The sequence below is a fragment of the Nocardiopsis alba DSM 43377 genome (genome assembly GCF_000341225.1).
GTDB classification, from domain to species: domain Bacteria; phylum Actinomycetota; class Actinomycetes; order Streptosporangiales; family Streptosporangiaceae; genus Nocardiopsis; species Nocardiopsis alba.
In genome coordinates this window covers 519,683-536,590 of the sequence record NZ_ANAC01000010.1, presented here as the reverse complement: position 1 = coordinate 536,590, position 16,908 = coordinate 519,683, and the positions used below count along the sequence as shown (strand labels likewise).

Sequence of the window (16,908 nt, the reverse complement as noted above, 5' to 3'; positions counted from 1 at the left end):
GCCCGATGATCACCTCCGTCGTCCGTCAGGCCCTACGTACACGCGGTGCCGAACCCGCGGTCCTGTGTCATACCGGGGACCCGACGACGGCCAGGCGTGAACTCGCTTCGCTCCGGTTGCGCTCCGGCGACCTGCTCGTCGACCTGGACGCCCACCGCCCGGGCGACCCGATCGAGATACCCGGGGTGGGCGGCGAGGGGGAGCCCGAGGCCGTGGGCCTGGTCGCGGTCGTGGCCGCCAGCCTCACCGACCTGGGCCGTGTCCTGACGGTCGCCACCGCACTCCCTCCCACCGTGCACCTGCTCGCGGCGGTGGCCGACACCCCGGGCCACCAAGGGCCCCTTCTGCCGACCCCGCCCGGCATCGACGAGTGGAACGACCTCCTCGAAGCGCGGGTACGTCGACTCGGCCGCAGAGGCTGGGTCTGCGAACTCTTCTTCCCCAACTCCGTCGAGACCGCCCTGGCCCTCGACTGCGTCGTCCACGGCACCAGGGGAGGACGTCGCGGCCGTCGTGTCCTCCCTCTCGCCGCCGTCCACGGGCGGGAGGGGTGCCTGTGGCGTCCCGGCGACATCGCCTCCACCGGGGTGACCGCCACCGGCCCCGTCCCGTTGCGTCGGGTCTCGCCCGTGGCCGATGTGGTCCTGCGCACCGACGAGGGGGCCCTGCCGGTCTGGGAGGACCCGGTCGTCCCCCATCTGGACGTCCCCACCACCTCGCGGCCCCGGATCACGATCACGGAGGCGGGCGAGGATCCGCACCGGACGGGTTCCTTCGACACGCACACGATCCCGCCCATCGACGAACGCTTCGTCAACCCCATCGGCTTCACCAAGAAGGCCGGTGGTCCCATGGGCGACCTCGGAGACCACGGGGATCGTACGGCCCTGTCCGAGGGACGCAAGGTCCTGTTCACCGTCCCCGAACACGGCACCGTGACCGATCTGGACGTCGGCCGGGTCCGCTACCTGCGCGGCGTCCGCGTGAACTGGTCCGGGCAGGTGGGACCGGTCTCCATGGTGCGGGCCGTGGCCTCGTTGGCGGCCGCGGGCGTGCCGTTGGTCTCCGGCCCCGTCCCGCCCTGGGCGTCATCGCTGGGGCGCCCCCTGATCGATCTGCTCACCTCGGTCGAGGAGCGGGGCCTCGCCGACCCTCTCACCCGGGAGGAGCACAGCGTTCGACTGCGTCGTGCCGCCCTGGGGACCCACGGGCGCGCCGCCCGCTGGTCCGCCCTGGCCGCCGGCGCGGGCGTTCCGACGCCTCCCGAGCCCCTGGTCACGGTCATGCTGTGCACCCGCCGGCCGGAACTCGTCGGCTTCGCCCTCGCCCAGGTGGTCCGCCAACGCGATGTCCGCTTCGAACTGGTGCTGGCCCTGCACGGCTTCTCGGCCGACCTGCCCGAAGTGCGGTCGGCGGTACGGGAGTTCTCCGCGTCGGGGATCCCGATCACCGTGCACGAGGCCCCCGGGGACCAGGTGTTCGGCGCCGTCCTCAACGACGCGGCCGACCGCGCGAGCGGGACCGTCATCGCCAAGTGGGACGACGACGACTGGTACGGCCCCGACCACCTGGCCGACATGCTCATGGCGCGGACCTACTCCGGGGCCGACGTCGTCGGGATCACCCAGGACCTGGTCTACCTCCAGGAACTGGACCTGACGGTGTGGCGCAGCTACCAGACGGAGAAGCCGTCACCGGACGTGGTGGGCAGCACGATCGTCATCGATCGATCGGTGCTCATCGACGTCGGAGGGTTCCGCCCGCTGCCCCGGGCGATCGACAGCCAACTGCTCTTGGCCGTCCGCCGTCACGGAGGGCGGATCTACCGCACCCACGGCCTGGGATACCTGCTGCGCCGGGCGGGGGAGGGGCACACCTGGGGGGCCGACATGGGGTACTTCCTGCGACGTAACAGCAGGCAGTGGTCCGGTTGGCGTCCCAGCGCCCTGTTGGAGGGCGAACCCCGCCCGCTGGGCTCGGAGACCGTGCCCGAGACGACGCTCTCCGTGCCGTCCGCCCGTGAGGGCAGGCCGTCGACGACCACCACGGGAGGACACCGTTGACCACCGCCGACAACACCTCCACCCGCAAGGGCGCGGAGAACACAGTGCAGACCGCATCGATCCCGGAACAGTCCGGCCCGCTTCGCCGACCGATCGTCCATCGCAACGACTACACCGCGCTGCCCGTACCCCCGTTGGGTGGGTGGGAGCCGTCGTTGTCGGTGAGTGTGGTGGTTCCGGCTCATGGTGGTTCGGAGAAGTTGGCGTTGGTGTTGGCTTCGTTGGCGGCTCAGAGTTATCCGGCTCATCTCATGGAGGTGGTCGTGGTGGACGATGGGAGTCCTGAGCCGTTGGTGTTGCCTCGTGTGCGGCCGGAGAATACGCGGTTGGTGGTGTCGGCCGAGGGTGGTTGGGGTTCGGCTCATGCGGTGAATACGGGTGTGGGGGTGTCGTCGGGTCAGGTGGTGTTGCGTTTGGACGCCGACATGTTGGTGTATCGGGAGCATGTGGAGTCCCAGATGCGCTGGCACCATCAGGCCGATTACACCGTCGTCATGGGGCACAAGCTGTTCGTCGACTTCGACCCGTCCGCCCTCGTACCGGAATACGTGTACGAGGAGGTCGCGGCGGGGCGGGCGGATCGTCTCTTCGACCGCGACTCCGCCGACCCGCACTGGGTCGAGAGGTTCATCGCCCGTACCGACCGGCTGCGCTCTGCCGGCCACGAGGGGTTCAAGGTCTACGTCGGCGCGACCGGTTCGTTGCACCGTTCGCTGTTCGACGCGGCCGGGGGCATGGCTCCCGAGCTGGTGCTGGGCGGCGACAGCGAGTTCGGTCACCGTCTCGCCCAACGGGGCGCGGTGTTCGTCCCGGACGAGGACACGAGCAGTTGGCACCTGGGCCGCTCACAGATGCAGGAACAGAGGAACGCGGGCACCCGCTACCGGAGCCCCTATGTCTCCAACCGGGTGCCCGACTTCCACCTGCGCCGTAAACGCCCCGATCGCCAGTGGGAGGTCCCGCTGGTCGACGTCGTGCTGGACGTGGCCGAGCGGACCCTGGAGGAGGTCGACACCACGGCCTCGGCCCTGCTCGGCGGTTCCACCCCGGACCTGCGCCTGTGGATGGTCGGGTCGTGGTCGCGACTGCACGACGGACGGCGCTCTCCTCTTCAGGAGGAGTCCCTGGACCTGAGGCTGATCCACGAGACCTTCCGGGGCGACCCGAGGGTCCGGTTCGTCGAGGAGCCCCCGGAGACCGACCCGCGCGTGCCCTTCCGTCTGTACATGGAGGCGGGACCGCCCACCTCGTCCGATGCCCTGGCCGAGCTGATCCGGGCGTGCGACTCCTCCGGGGCGGGCCTCCTGTGCGCTCCGCTGCCCGGCGCGCTCAGGGCGAAGGAGGGCGTGCTGCGTCTCGAACGTGTGGCGGCCTTCGAAAGGGCGCGTCACCTGGCCCCGGAGGCCGAGGGCGAGAAGCTGGACCGGCTGGTGGAGGAGGTGTACGGGATCCACTGGACCCCCGCCACCGACATCGTCGTCGCCTCGGGCCCGGAAGAGGCCGAGTTGGAGGGTGTCAAGGGCTCCTCGGAGGAACCGGAGGAGTCGGTGGAACGGCTGCGGGCCCGGCTGGAACAGGCCACGGTGCGGGGCGACCGGATGCGCCGTCGGGCCGAACGCGCCGAACGCAAGCTCCGTTGGTTCACGCCCGGGCTCACCCGTCGGATCCTGCGCCGCATCGCCCGCTGAACCACGAGGTCCACGGTCCCCGGGTCGGAGTCCCCTCCGACCCGGGGACCGATGCGTTCAGGAGGAAGAGCCCTCACGCTCCGCGGAGGACCTTCGGACCCAGAGCGCCAGACTCTCCGCGACCAGCGCGGGACGGTCGGAGCCCTCGATCTCCACGGTGTGCCCGGTGGTGACCAGATATCCCTTGTCGGTCCGGGTCACCTCCCTCAGGTCCACGGAGTCGCGTACACGCGAGCCCACGGTCACGGGACGAAGGAAACGCACCCGGTTCAGCCCGTAGTTGATGGACATGGCCGGCTTCTCGACGAGCGTGAACAGGTTCCGGGCGAAGTACGGCAGCAGCGACAGCGACAGGAATCCGTGCGCGATGGTGGCGCCGAAGGGGCCCTCGGCCGCGCGTTCGGCGTCGAGGTGGATCCACTGGTGGTCCTCCGTCGCGTCGGCGAATCGGTCGATACGCGTCTGGTCGATGGTGAGCCAGTCGGTACGGCCGAGATGTTCGCCCTGGGCGGCGACGACCTCGTCGATGTCGGCGAACACGCGCATCGCGCCTCCACGCTCCACTCGGGGGCGGGCCCGGTCGCGGGGCCCTGTGGTGCGCGCCACCCTATCCGACGGGGTCCGGGCCGTGAAGGCGCGGGATCCCTCAGCCGCCGCGGGTGGGCCGGTCGGAGGCGTCGGTGCCACGAGAACCCAGGATCACGGATCGCGCCGTCCATCCGGGCAGCAGACCCGGGTCGGGGGCGTGCCCGGACCCGCTCTCGGTCAACGGCACCGGAACCACGCCGTCGTGCGCCCGCACGGGCGGGAGCACCAGGTCGCGCCCCCGGAGGCCGGCACGGGGCATCTCCACGGGCAGGCTCACACCGGTCAGCGAGGCCAGGGCCACCGTCGCGGCGCGGCCCACACCGGTACGGGCCGAGGACCCGCACCAGACCTTCCGGCCCGCGTCCACCGCCAGGTCCACCGCGCGTCGGGCGGCCGTCAACCCGCCCAAGCGGGACGGGTCGACGTGGACCACGTCACCGGCCTCGGCCCGGATCGCCTCGACCAGGTCTCCCAACGAGGAGAGCGGGCGGTACAGGGCCACCGACGTACGCGCCTCGGCCGCGAACCGCCCGTAGGCGGCCAGATCCTCGGGGTCGAAGGGGTCCTCGATGGCCAACAATCCCAGGGAATCGAGGGACCGGAGCGCGTCCATGTCGGACTCGGAATCGGAATATCGTCCGCCCGCGTCCACCTGGAGCACCAAGAAGGGGAAAGTGGCCTGGACCGCGCGGACCACCTCGACGTCCCACCCCGGCTCGATCTCCAGCCTGATCCGGCGGAAACCGGCGCCGACCTGGCGGTTCACCTCGGTGACGGCCGACTCCAGGGAGACCTGGCGCGGCAGGGTGACCCCGGCGGTCAGGGCCGTGCGCGACCCGCCCAGGGCGTGGGCCAGGGGAGTGGAGCGCTGACGACTCCACAGATCCCAGCAGGCGGTGTCCAACGCCCCCACCAGGGCGGGATCCCAGGGCAGATCGGCGAAGGCCTCGGCCGCCTCGGTCGGCCGCCGCCATGGATGATCCACCAACGCGGGTCCGAAGTCGCGGGTGAGCGCCTCCCACTGTCCGGGTGTGGCCCCGGGGACCTCGCCCCAGCCGTCGAAGACGCCGTCGGACACCCTGACCAGGACCGGGACCGAACCGTCCGCGCCTCGCCCCACCGGTGACGGCCGCAGTCGTACCAGTTCGAGTTCGACGATCCGGGTCACGGTCACCGCTCCGGCGTGTGTCACTACGGTCCCCACCTCTGTTCGGCCACGAGCACGGGTCCGACGTGGAGTGGGACCCGCTTTCGACGGTACCCCCGCCCGACCTGCCCGACCACCCCGTGGGCGATACCCGATGCTGCCGGGTGCCCAGGTGGGGCGGGCCGAGGAACAGGACGAAGGGTCCGCCCGCCGGCGGCGGACGGACCCTCGGAGACGGAGGACGGGCGGATCGGGCCCGGAGAGGTCAGAGGGCCAGGGCCTCGGACGGCTCCCGGTACTTGAGGTCGTGGGCGTCGGCGACCGGGGCATAGACCACGTCGCCCGCGTAGGTGTTCAGACCGCCGGCGAGGGCGTCGTCCTCGCGCAGGGCCCGACGCCACCCCTTGTCGGCCAGGGCCACCGCGTAGCGCAGTGTGTCCTTGGTCAGGGCGTGCGTGGAGGTGTTGGGCACCGCCCCGGGCATGTTGGCGACGCAGTAGAACACCGTGTCGTGCACCGAGAAGGTGGGGTCGTCGTGCGTGGTGGGGCGCGAGTCCTCGAAACAACCGCCCTGGTCGATCGCGATGTCCACCAGCACGGCCCCCGGGCGCATTCGGGAGACCAGCTCGTTGGAGATCAACGTGGGGGCCTTGGCCCCGGGCACGAGCACGGCGCCGATCACCATGTCCGAATCCAGGACGGAGCTCTCCAGCTCGAAGGCGTTGGACACCACGGTCTTGACCCGGCCCCGGTACAGGTTGTCCACGTGACGGAGCTTGTCGACGTTCAGGTCCAGCACCGTGACGTCGGCGCCCAGCCCCACGGCGATCCGGGTGGCGCTCAACCCGGAGACCCCGGCGCCGACCACCGTGACGTTCGCCGGGCGCACCCCGGGGACCCCGCCCATCAGGACCCCGCGTCCACCGTTGGGGCGCTGGAGCGTGGCCGCGCCGACCTGGGGCGCCAGCCGTCCGGCCACCTCGGACATGGGGGCGAGCAGGGGGAGGGAGCCGTCGGGGAGCTGGACGGTCTCGTAGGCGATACCGGTGACCTTGCGGTCCAGCAGGGCCTCGGTGCACTCCAACGAAGCGGCCAGGTGCAGGTAGGTGAAGAGGGTCTGGCCCTCGCGCATCCGGTGGTACTCGGAGGGGATGGGCTCCTTGACCTTGAGGATCAGGTCTCCGGCGGCCCACACGTCGTCGGCCTCGTCCAGGACGGTGGCGCCCGCGCCCCGGTACTCCTCGTCGGTGATGGAGGACCCCAGGCCCGCGTTGCGTTCGACGAAGACCTCGTGCCCTCGGCGGGTCAGCTCGTGGACACCCGCCGGGGTGATGGCCACTCGGTACTCGTGGTTCTTGATCTCACGGGGCACGCCGATGCGCACGGTTCCTCCCACTGGTATCGCCATCGATACCTCCCACTGTGACCTGCGTGGGTGCCCGAACACCACCATCAATGTGCATAGGTCTGAGCCTGCATATTGACAGTGTGTAAGCCGAGTGTGTGGGGTGTGACACGGGGCTACGTCTGAGCGCTCCGACCGCCGACCCACACGCGCTCGACACGGCCCACCAGATCCATCCCCGCGTAGGGGCCGGGATCGGTCGAGGGGACCGGTGTCACGGCTCCGTCGTCGAAGGCGACCAGATCGGCCTCGAAACCGGGCGCGATCCTCCCCCGGTTCAGCCGCAGGAGATCGGCGGGACCCCGCGCCGTCCATCGTGCCAGGTCATCCAGGGACAGCCCGCGCCTGCGCGCGGCCGTCCACAGGGCCGAGAGGCTCCACTCCAGGGTACGCAGACCGATCGCGGGCAGGTGACCCGACCCGACCGTACGGATCGACGACCCCTCCTCCAGGAGGGCGCTCCACAGTGCCTTGCGGTTGGCGTCCGAACGCAGCGGCGGTCGGCAGGCGTGGACCGGGGACCCGGGTCCGGGCAGATCCTCCGGCAGACACAGGTAGTGCGGACAGGTGTGCGCGCCCAATTCCACCCCGGCGGCCCCGGCCGCCGACAACAGGGCCGCGCACTCGGCCGCGGTGAACGGACCGACATGGGTCCGGGTCCCCACCACCCGGGCGGCGGCGATCACCCGTTCCAGCCCCCGACGTTCGGCCCGGGGCGGACGTCGACCGGCCGAGACCGCGGGGGTGCCGAGCTCGGACGCGTCCTCGGCGTGCACCATCAGCAGGGAGTCCAGAGTGGTGATCTCGGCCATGGCCTTGCGCAGTCGGGCGTCGCCCAACGCCGCCATGTCCGGCGCGCCACCGTCGGAGAGCGAGGCCTGGAAGGCGACCGCCCCACCGGCCTGGAGGTCGGCCAGGTCCAGCGGGCTCGTACCCGGCGTCACCCCGCCGAGGAAGGCCACGTGCACAGGCACGCCCGCCGCCGCGCTCTGGTGTACCTGGAGAGAGTCCGCGCAGGTGATGGCCGGTCGAGCCGGGGCGGGCGAGACCACCAGGCAGGTGACACCGCCGCGCAGGGCCTCGGCCGCGGCGCTCCGGTAGCACTCGCCCAGGTCGCGCCCCGGAACGTGCACCCCGGTCCCGAGGTCGACGGCACCGGGCAACAGGGCGCGATCGACGAGGTCGACGACCGGAGGCGGAGGGCCGCCGTCCGTGGCGGGGGCGCCCTCGTCGGACCGGGAGCGGTACGGGAGCACCGCCTCGATCCGGCCCTCGCGGACCACGACGTCGGCCGCTCTGATCCCTTCGGGGACCACCACGCGCGTCGAACGGATGACGGTGTCGAATTCGGGCATCGCTCCCCCTTCACGTGCGCCTGTCCGCGTTCGTACTGATGAGGGGACGCGCAGAGGGACGAGCGTATCGCGTGGAGCACTTCCGGAGGGGCGGAACGACGGGGACGGCGGCGGTTTTCGCGTACGGGGGGATGGTCGGGAGGGACCAAGTCCGACACTGTGTAGTAAACGGTCTAACCTTGGTCGAGGTGTTCCTCCGTGCACGGCCCCTGCCGGATTCCCGTTGAAAGAAGTGCGGTGGCCATCACGGCCAAGGGCGCTGACCTACCAGTTGACCGCACTCGACGACGGAGTGGCACGTGGCTCCTCCCGCACAGAACGACACATCCCCTCTCAAGGAACCTCGAACCGACTCGGACCCGGCCCCGGGCACCGGCATCGTCCCGCTCTTCGCCATGATCGCCGCGTTGGTGTGCGCCCTCGCCCTGGGCGCCACCCTCGTTCTGGGCGGCTCGGTCTTCGCCCAGGTCATCCCAGGACTTCCCGACGCCGGTGAGGCCGTGCGCTGGGGCATGCCCATCGCCAAGACCATCATGGACGTCTCGGCCGTACTGACCATCGGCCTCCTCCTCATGGCGATCCTGCTCCTCCCCTCCTTCAAGGGGAGGCTGTCGGACCAGGCCATCGGATACGTCCGCGCCGCCACCTGGGCCGCCCTGGCCTGGGCCCTGGCGACGGTCGCCACCCTGTACTTCCAGGCCTCGGAGTTCCTGGCCGCGCCGATGGGGACCGTGACCGTCGACGAGGTCACCTCCTACGCGGGCTCGGTCTCCGGCGGCATCGCGCTGATGTTCGTCATCCTCCTCACGACGGGGATCGCCCTGTTCGGCCGCACGACCACCGGCGCCACCGGTGGCATGTGGCTGCTCATCGCCGCCCTGGTCGCGATCACCCCGCCCGCGCTGACCGGTCACTCGGCCTCCTCCGGAGCGCACGAGCTGGCCGTCACCGGCCTCGCCCTCCACGTGATCTCGATCAGCGTGTGGGTGGGCGGCCTGGCCGCGGTCACCTACCACGCCCTGCGCCCCGAGGGAGAGGCCCCCGGGGCCGCGGCGCACCGCTTCAGTCGTATGGCGCTGTGGGCCTACGTCGGCGTCGCGATCAGCGGCGTCGCCAGCGCCCTGGCCCGCCTCTACTCCCTCGACGACCTGTTCGGCACCGAGTACGGGCGCATCATCATCGTCAAGGTCGTCCTCTTCGCGGTCCTCGGTGCCTTCGGCTACGCCCACCGCAAGGCCACGGTGGTCCGCATCGAGCAGGCTCCCGTGGGGAAGGCCGGCCACGCCTTCCGCCGCTGGAACTTCCTGCGTCTGGCCGGGGCCGAGATCCTCGTCATGGCGGCGGTGATGGGCGTCTCCGCGGGCCTGGCCCGCACCGCGCCGCCTCCGCCGCTGGAGAGCACCGTCGACCCGGCGGCGGCCATCCTCGGCTTCCCGATCCCGCCCGAGATGACCTTCCAGAACCTGCTCACCCTCTGGCGCCCTGACCTGTTCTTCATCATGTTCGTGGTCATCGCCGGAGGCCTGTACCTGGGCGGGGTCGCGCGTCTGGTCAAGCGGGGCGACAGCTGGCCGGTCGGCCGCACCGTCGCCTTCCTGCTCGGTCTGCTGTGCGTCGTCGCGGTCCAGCTCAGCGGGTTCGCGACCTACGCGATGATCATGTTCTCGATGCACATGATCCAGCACATGGTGCTGGCCATGGTCATCCCGATCCTGCTGGTCCTGGGCGCCCCGGCCACCCTGGCCCTGCGCGCGCTGCGCCCGGCCGAACGCCGCGGCGACCGGGGACCGAGGGAGTGGCTCAACGCCTTCCTCAACAGCCGCTACTCGAAGGTCGTCACCCACCCCGCGGTGGCCGCGCCGATCTTCGTGCTCAGCCCCTACGCCCTCTACTTCACACCGTTGTTCCCCACCCTGATGAACGACCACCTCGGTCACCTGTTCATGGGGGTGCACTTCCTGCTCTCGGGCTTCCTCTTCTACTGGGTGATCGTCGGCATCGACCCGTCGCCGAGGAAGATCCCGTTCCTGCTGCGCATCCTGCTGCTGCTGGTCGCCATGGGCTTCCACGCCTTCTTCGGCATCGCGATCATGGAACAGTCCGCGCCGATGGCGATGGAGTTCTACGGCCAGTTCACGATCCCGTGGATGGCCGACCAGGGCGCGGACCAGTACGCGGGCGGCGGTGTGGCCTGGGCCCTGGGCGAGATCCCCACGGTCATGGTGCTGTTGGCGCTGGTCTGGCAGTGGTCCCGTGACGACGAACGTCAGGAACGCCGACGGGAACGGCACAGCCGTCGCGGCGGCTCCGACGACGCCGACATGGACGCCTACAACGACTACCTGGCCGAACTGGACCGCCGCTCCCGAGAGGGACAGGCCTGACCCGATCGGATCCGCGCATCCGTGACGACGATGCCGGGGCCCCTCACGGAGGGACCCCGGCATCGTCACGTGGAGAGGCGCCGCTCCACGAACGAACGTGGTCGGCGTCGAAGACGGCTCAGGTGAGGAAGGCCATGACCCCGGTCACCAGGAGCGACATGGCCAGGCAGACGAACAGGCCGCCCGACAGCACCGACGGGGTGGGCTTGATCCCGGCGAGCGAGGAACGCCCGCTCACCAGCGCCTGACGACGGGCCACCATCGGCAGCATCGCGGCGTTCACCGCGTACATCACCATGGCCACGACGCTCGCGGTGCCGAAACCCACCCAGAAGCCGAACCCGGCGGACATCGCGTTCAGCGCGGCCAACGCCGGGAGCACCACCCAGAGCACGATCGACACGACCCCGAAGCCGGTGAGGACCCGGGGTGGCAGCCCCCGGGAACTCCCGGAGAGCACGAGGAGCAGACCGATCAGGGCCGCCACCAGGACGGCGCCCCCGATTCCGAACACGGCGATGTTGACCAGCGAATTCACGCTGGTCATTGTCCCACCGCCGCGCGGGTGCCCCGACCCGGGGTCAGCCGTGGTGCTCGACCCGGGAGCCGGAGGAGCTCTTGCGCACGGTCAACCGGGTGGTCACCCGCTGACGCAGATCCGCGACGTGACTCACCACACCCACGGCGCGGCCGCCATCGCGCAACCGGTCCAGCACGTCCAGGACCTCCTCCAGGGTGTCCTCGTCCAGGGTCCCGAACCCCTCGTCCACGAAGAGGGTGTCGATCTCCGTCCCACCGGCCTCGGCGGTGGCCACGTCCCCGAGCCCCAGGGCCAGGGCCAGAGAACTGAAGAAGGTCTCACCGCCCGAGAGGGTCGCCGGATCGCGTTCGGCCCCGGTCCAGGAGTCGACCACCCGCATACCGAGCCCGCCCGCCGAACGGGCGCGCCCGTCTCCGGCGGCCTTGTCCACCGTGTATCTCAGTTCGTAACGGCCGTCCGACATCGTCGCCAGACGATCGTTGGCGGCCGCCACCACCTGTTCCAGGCGCGCCGCGAGCACGTAGGCGGACAGACGCACGCTGTCGGTGTTGTCCGGGGAGGTCCCGGCGGCCAGAGTGCTCAGACCCTGGGCCACCGCGTAGCGGCGCAGGACGGGTTCGGAACCGGACAACCGGTCGGCCAGGGCGATTCTCAGCTCCGCCGCCCTGCGGGCCCGGTCGACGAGACCACCCCGCCAGGCCACCGTGCGGTCGGCGGCCCGTTCGGCCGCGACCGCCGCGGTCTCCAGGTAGACCAGGTCCGGCGCCTCCTCCGCCTCGGCTGCCATCAATTCGGGGTCCGACAGGCGGGCCCGGGCCGCCGCCCACTGGTCGTCGAAGTCACGGACCCGGGCCCGCAGCCCTCGCCGCTCGGACTCCTCCAACACGGCCGAGCGCACCTCGGTCTCATCGGCGAACGAGGCCTCCGCCATCGCCTCGGTCACCTCGACCTCGGCGGAACGCAGTTCCTCGGCGGCCCGAGCCCGTCGGTCCACCGCCTCGGCCGCCTCGCGCAGCAGCTCCGCCTCACCGGTGACCCTGGCGACCCGTTCGTCCAGCCCCGCGTCCCGACCTCGGGCCCGGTCCAGCAGGGCGGTCAACCGTTCGTGTTCGGCGGTGGCGCTCTCCCGGCGGGCGAGCAGTTCGCTCTCCCGCCGGTCCAGTTCGCCCTCGCGTGAGCGGACCCGCTCCAGCTCGGTCCGGGCCTGCGACAGCTCCTCCTCGTGCCGCCGCACCTCGGCGACCGCCTCGCGGGCGTCGACGAGGGCGCGTCCGGCGGTGTCCACCTCCTCGGCGGCCGCGGCGGCGTCGCGCCCCTCCGTCCGTTCGAGGGCCGCCGAGCGCCGCTCGCGCAACGACACCAGGTCGTTCTCGGCCTCGGCGCGTCGGGTCGCGGCGGACTCGGCGCCGGCCTGGGCCCGCCGTTCCTCCTCGGCCGAGACCAGCCCCTCCTCGCTGGGGAGGGCGGGGGAAGGGTGCGCGGTCGCACCGCACACCGCGCAGGGCGAGCCTTCGGTCAACCCGGACGCGAGCTCCGCCGCCATGTGCCCGATCCGGCGTTCGCGCAGGTCCTGGGCCCGGTCCCGGGCCTCCTGCGCCGCGTCGACCGCGACCCTGCGGCGTTCCTCGGCCCGCGCCACCTCGTCGTCGAGCCGTTCGACCTCCACGACGGCGTTCCCGCGGCGTTCGGCGGCCTCCAGGGCGAGCCGTGCCGAGTCCAGCAGCACGGCCCGCTCCCGGGCGCGCTCCAGCTCGCCGGTGATCGTCTCCACCCGGGCGGGCAGGGTCAGGCCCCGTTCACGGGTCCGGGCCGCCTCGGCGCGCAGCGTGGTCAGTTCACGATCCAGCCCGGTGAGTTCGCGGTGCAGGGAGCGACGACGCTCGGCGTCCTCGCGCAGGAGGTCCAGCCGGGCCAGCTCGTCGTGTCGGATCCGTTCGGCGGCGCGCAGGGGTTCGGCGTCGACCATCCCGGTCGTGTCGACACCGGACCATCCGCCGACCAGGGACAGCCGGTCGACGGCGGTCATCTCCGCCTTCTCCAGTTCGGTGCGCCGCTGGTTCCGGGCGCGCAGGAACGGCGTGACCGCGTCGGTGCGTTCGGCCGAGATCAACCGTTCCTCGGCCTCGGCCCGCCAGGGTCGGTGCTCCTCCAGCAGGGCGACCCGCTCGCGGGCCGCGGCCAGGCGGTCGCGACGATCCCGCAGGGTCCGACCGGCGGACAACGCCTCCCGCGCCCGTCCTCGCTCCAGAGCGGCCGCCTCCGTGATCGCCTCGGCGTCGCGCGCGGTCGCGGCGGTCACCACCGCCAGCTCGGCGGCCCAGGCGGTGAGCTCCTCGGGGTCGTTCGGCGCGGTGGAGCCGCACACCTCGGCGATGCGCCCGGCGACCTCGCGCACCCGTTCCTCGGCGGAACGCACCTCGCGTTCGAGCTTTCGGGTGTGGCCGCCCAACCACTCCTCCACGTCCCGGAAGACCCTCGTGTTGAAGATCCGTTCCAGGGACTTGCGGCGGTCGTCGGAGCGGGCCCGCAGGAACTGGGCGAAGTCCCCCTGGGGCAGCATGACGATCTGGCAGAACTGGGTGAGGGTGAGCCCCAGCAGGTCTCCGACGAACTGTCCGGCCTCGTCCGGCCGGGTGGTGACCCCCTGCCAGGCCCCCTCCACCAGCTCGGAGACGACGACCTTCTGATTCTGGGAGACGGTGCCCACGCCCCGCTTCTTGGGTCGCTCCCAACGGGGTTTGCGGATGATCCTGATCCGGCGTCCCCGGACGGTGAACTCCAGGGTCACCTCCGGTTCCAGATCGGGCGGGGAGTGGTCGCTCTTGGGGGAGCGGTCCTTGTTGCGGGCGCCGGGGACACCGCCGTACAGGGCGAAGCAGACCGCGTCCAGCACGGAGGTCTTGCCGGCGCCGGTGGGGCCGTGGATGAGGAAGAGCCCGCCCCGCCCCAGACGGTCGAAGTCGACCCTCTCGGTCCCGGCGAAGGGACCGAAGGCGGTCACGGTGAGGGTGTGCAGACGCATCAGCGGGTGCCTTCCTGGAGACGGACCTCCTCGACGGCCCGGTCGACGAGCGCGCGCTCCTCGGGGGTCGGCGGGGCGCCGCGGGCCCATTCGACGAAGTCGGCGACCACGTCGCGTTCGGGGCGTTCGGCGACGGCCGCGGTGACGGGACGGTACTCGGTGGGTCCGCCCTCGGGGGCGAACTCCAACAGCAGGGCGTACGGGAAGCGTTCGCGCAGCCGTTCCATGGGGCGGGCGGGGCGACGGTGGTCGGTGAGGGTGATCTGGAGCCAGTGGTCGACGTAACGCTCCCACTCCTCGCCGGAGAGCAGGTCCTCGATACGGCCGCGGATCCGGGCGAGGGGTCGCGGCACGGGCGCGTCGACGAACCCGGCCCCCGCGAAGCCGTCGGCGTCCAGGTCCACCAGCCAGCAGCCCTTGCGGTGGTGCTCCTCGGAGAAGGAGTAGGCCAGCGGGCTGCCCGGGTACCGGACCGTGGGGGTGATGGTCTGACGTCCGTGCAGGTGGCCCAGGGCCACGTAGTCCACACCGTCGTAGATCGAGGCCGGAACGTGCGAGGCACCGCCGACGGAGATGTCGCGTTCGCTGTCGGAGCCCTCTCCGCCGGTGACGAAGGCGTGCGAGAGCACCACGGAACGGACGCCCGGGCGTTCGGCGAGGTCGGCCCGGATCAGATCCATGGCGTGGCCGATGGCGGCCGGATGGCCGCGCTCGGTCAGGTTCCAGTGGTGACGGGCGATCTCCGGTTCCAGGTAGGGGATGCCGTAGAAGGCGACCGGGCCGTGCTCGTCCTCGATGAGGACGGGGGTCCCGACCCCGTCCAGGGAGCTGCGCAGGTGGACGCCGGAGGAGTCGATCAGGTCCGTGGCGAAGGCCATGCGCGTCATGGAGTCGTGGTTGCCGCTGATCAGCACCGCCCGGGCCCCGGTGTCGCGGATCCTGCCCAGGGCACGGTCGAACAGGCGCACGGCGTCCACCGGTGGCAGGGCCCGGTCGTAGAGGTCTCCGGAGACCACCACCACGTCGACGCGCTCTTCGTGGATGGTGTCGACGAGGTGGTCCAGGAAGGCGGCCTGGGCGTCGATGAGGTTCTCCCGGTGGAAGGAACGACCCAGATGCCAGTCCGATGAGTGCAGCAGGCGCATGGAACCGGACATTATCGGAGTCGGGGCCGTCCCCGCCGGGAGAACCGGCCTACCTGTGGACGACGGGGGTCAGCGTTTACGGGCCAGGGTCAGTCCGTCGCCGATCGGGAGCAGGACCTGTTCGACCCGGTCGTCGGAGACGAGCCGTTCGTTGAAGTCGCGGATGCCCTGGACGGCGGGGGAGGTCTCCTCGGGGTCGACCACACGCCCGTGGGAGAGGGTGTTGTCGGCCAGGATCAGGCCGCCCGGACGGATCCGGGGTACCAGTTCCTCCCAGTAGTCCACGTACCCGGTCTTGTCCGCGTCCACGAAGGCCAGGTCGAAGCGGGTGTCGTCGGGCAGAGCGCGGAGCGAGTCCAGGGCCGGACCGAGCCGCAGTTCGATCTTCCCGTCGACCCCGGCGCGCTCCCAGTAGCGGCGGGCCACCGAGGTCCACTCCTCGCTGACGTCCAGGGTCAGGAGTGTGCCGTCCTCGGGGAGCCCCCGGGCGAAGCAGATGGACGAGTATCCGGTGAAGGTCCCGATCTCCACCGCGTTCCGGGCTCCGGAGATCCGGGTGAGCAGAGTGCTGAAGACCCCTTGTTCGGGGCCGATCTGCATCCCCTTCCGATCCGGGAAGAGACGGGCGGTCTCCTCGGCCAGGTCGGCCAGGACGGGGTCCACCGGCTCGGTGTGGGCGACGATGTAGGCGTGCAGTTCCGGCGTGAGGGCTTCCGAGGTTCGAGTCACAGGCGACAGCCTAGGATCCGTTCCCCGTCGGAGGACGGAACCCCTGAGGGCTCGGCCCGGCGCCGGGTCAGTGGTCGGGGAGCAGGGTGGGCCAGTCGAAGAGGTAGATCGAGCCCACGATGACGCCGACGGTGAGCAGGGGGGTGACCACCTTCTGCTCCACGGGGCCGTTGGTGACGAAGCCCTGGTTCTGGCCGATGCGCTTCTTCCAGAAGGGCCAGAAGATCGGCACGCCCATCTTGGTGATCATGTCGCCGAAGAAGTGCAGGATCACGCCGAAGGCGACGGCCACGCCCAACCAGGTGTAGTTCAGGCCGGCGGCGTAGAGCCCGAGCGTGATCGCCGCCGTGCCCAGGGCGTTGATGACCCCCGAGGCGGCCCGGTTCTTGTCCAGGCCGAAACCCAGCCCTTGGAGGGCGATGCCGATGAGCAGGAAGACGAAGATCTGCACGGCGAGCTCCGACCACAGGGCCAGGAGCGTCACGATGGTCCCCATGAGAGCGGCGAAGAAGAACGAGTGCGTTCCCATGCGGTGCCCGCCGAAGGCCCAGTTCAGAATGCCACCGAGGGTCTCGGTGACCTTTCCGTAGGTCTTGGTGACCGTCGCGCTCTTGTGGTCCAGATCGGGGAGGAGGGCGGCACCCGCGCACACCAATGAGCCGGCGACGATCTCGCCGGGCCCGAGTTCGAAGCTGAGCCCGAGGAATTCGCTGCCTTGGACGAACGGTACGACCGCCATCCAACCGACCACGCCGCTGAGTGCGTGAGAGTGCCCCATCATGGCGGGAACCGTAGCGGAGTCGGTCGATCACCGCGAACCGGAGGGCGGTTTCGGTCAGAT

Annotated in this window: 12 protein-coding genes; 3 read left to right on the top strand and 9 right to left on the bottom strand. The window is 71.1% G+C overall.

Annotated features, from left to right (window positions below; genetic code table 11):
• The first annotated feature begins 5 nt into the window (after nucleotides 1-5).
• Both D451_RS26360 and D451_RS0109630 read left to right on the top strand, forming a co-directional pair.
• Entirely contained in the window at nucleotides 6-2,063 is a 2,058-nt protein-coding gene (locus D451_RS26360; RefSeq protein WP_081616064.1) for a glycosyltransferase, read from the top strand.
• Nucleotides 2,060-3,751, top strand: coding sequence for a glycosyltransferase (locus tag D451_RS0109630; RefSeq protein ID WP_017534235.1), 1,692 nt, complete (start codon nucleotides 2,060-2,062; stop codon nucleotides 3,749-3,751). Before D451_RS26360 ends, D451_RS0109630 begins: the two co-directional genes overlap by 4 nt.
• 57 nt (nucleotides 3,752-3,808) lie before the next feature.
• On the opposite strand, the gene D451_RS0109625 is transcribed toward D451_RS0109630, so the two are convergent.
• The 4 genes from D451_RS0109625 to D451_RS0109610 form a co-directional block, all read right to left on the bottom strand.
• On the bottom strand, nucleotides 3,809-4,297 hold the full coding sequence (locus D451_RS0109625; RefSeq protein ID WP_017534234.1) for a MaoC family dehydratase: 489 nt from the start codon (nucleotides 4,295-4,297) through the stop codon (nucleotides 3,809-3,811).
• A 100-nt stretch (nucleotides 4,298-4,397) separates the two neighbouring features.
• Nucleotides 4,398-5,531: an enolase C-terminal domain-like protein gene (locus D451_RS0109620; protein ID WP_017534233.1), complete on the bottom strand. Its 1,134-nt coding sequence runs from the start codon at nucleotides 5,529-5,531 to the stop codon at nucleotides 4,398-4,400.
• 220 nt (nucleotides 5,532-5,751) lie between these two features.
• On the bottom strand, nucleotides 5,752-6,870 hold the full coding sequence (ald, locus tag D451_RS0109615) for an alanine dehydrogenase (RefSeq protein ID WP_017534232.1): 1,119 nt from the start codon (nucleotides 6,868-6,870) through the stop codon (nucleotides 5,752-5,754).
• 137 nt (nucleotides 6,871-7,007) lie between these two features.
• Nucleotides 7,008-8,246: an amidohydrolase family protein gene (locus D451_RS0109610; protein WP_014912777.1), complete on the bottom strand. Its 1,239-nt coding sequence runs from the start codon at nucleotides 8,244-8,246 to the stop codon at nucleotides 7,008-7,010.
• A gap of 299 nt (nucleotides 8,247-8,545) precedes the next feature.
• Here D451_RS0109610 and D451_RS0109605 point away from each other — a divergent pair, with 299 nt between their 5' ends.
• A complete protein-coding gene (locus tag D451_RS0109605; RefSeq protein WP_017534231.1) occupies nucleotides 8,546-10,630 on the top strand; it encodes a cytochrome c oxidase assembly protein in 2,085 nt (694 codons plus the stop codon).
• A gap of 118 nt (nucleotides 10,631-10,748) precedes the next feature.
• Here the strand turns inward: D451_RS0109605 and D451_RS0109600 are convergent, their stop codons facing one another.
• From D451_RS0109600 to D451_RS0109580, 5 genes are all read right to left on the bottom strand, one after another.
• Nucleotides 10,749-11,177: a membrane protein gene (locus tag D451_RS0109600; protein WP_026124953.1), complete on the bottom strand. Its 429-nt coding sequence runs from the start codon at nucleotides 11,175-11,177 to the stop codon at nucleotides 10,749-10,751.
• A gap of 34 nt (nucleotides 11,178-11,211) precedes the next feature.
• Nucleotides 11,212-14,193, bottom strand: a complete 2,982-nt coding sequence (locus D451_RS0109595) for an AAA family ATPase (RefSeq protein WP_017534230.1) — start codon at nucleotides 14,191-14,193, stop codon at nucleotides 11,212-11,214.
• Entirely contained in the window at nucleotides 14,193-15,350 is a 1,158-nt protein-coding gene (locus D451_RS0109590) for an exonuclease SbcCD subunit D (protein ID WP_017534229.1), read from the bottom strand. The genes D451_RS0109595 and D451_RS0109590 overlap by 1 nt, the downstream gene beginning before the upstream one ends.
• A 57-nt stretch (nucleotides 15,351-15,407) precedes the next feature.
• A complete protein-coding gene (locus D451_RS0109585) occupies nucleotides 15,408-16,067 on the bottom strand; it encodes an O-methyltransferase (protein WP_014913600.1) in 660 nt (219 codons plus the stop codon).
• Between the two features lie 67 nt (nucleotides 16,068-16,134).
• Nucleotides 16,135-16,848 (bottom strand): metal-dependent hydrolase, encoded by a 714-nt coding sequence (locus D451_RS0109580; protein ID WP_017534228.1) that lies wholly within the window; start codon nucleotides 16,846-16,848, stop codon nucleotides 16,135-16,137.
• Nucleotides 16,849-16,908 lie beyond the last annotated feature (60 nt).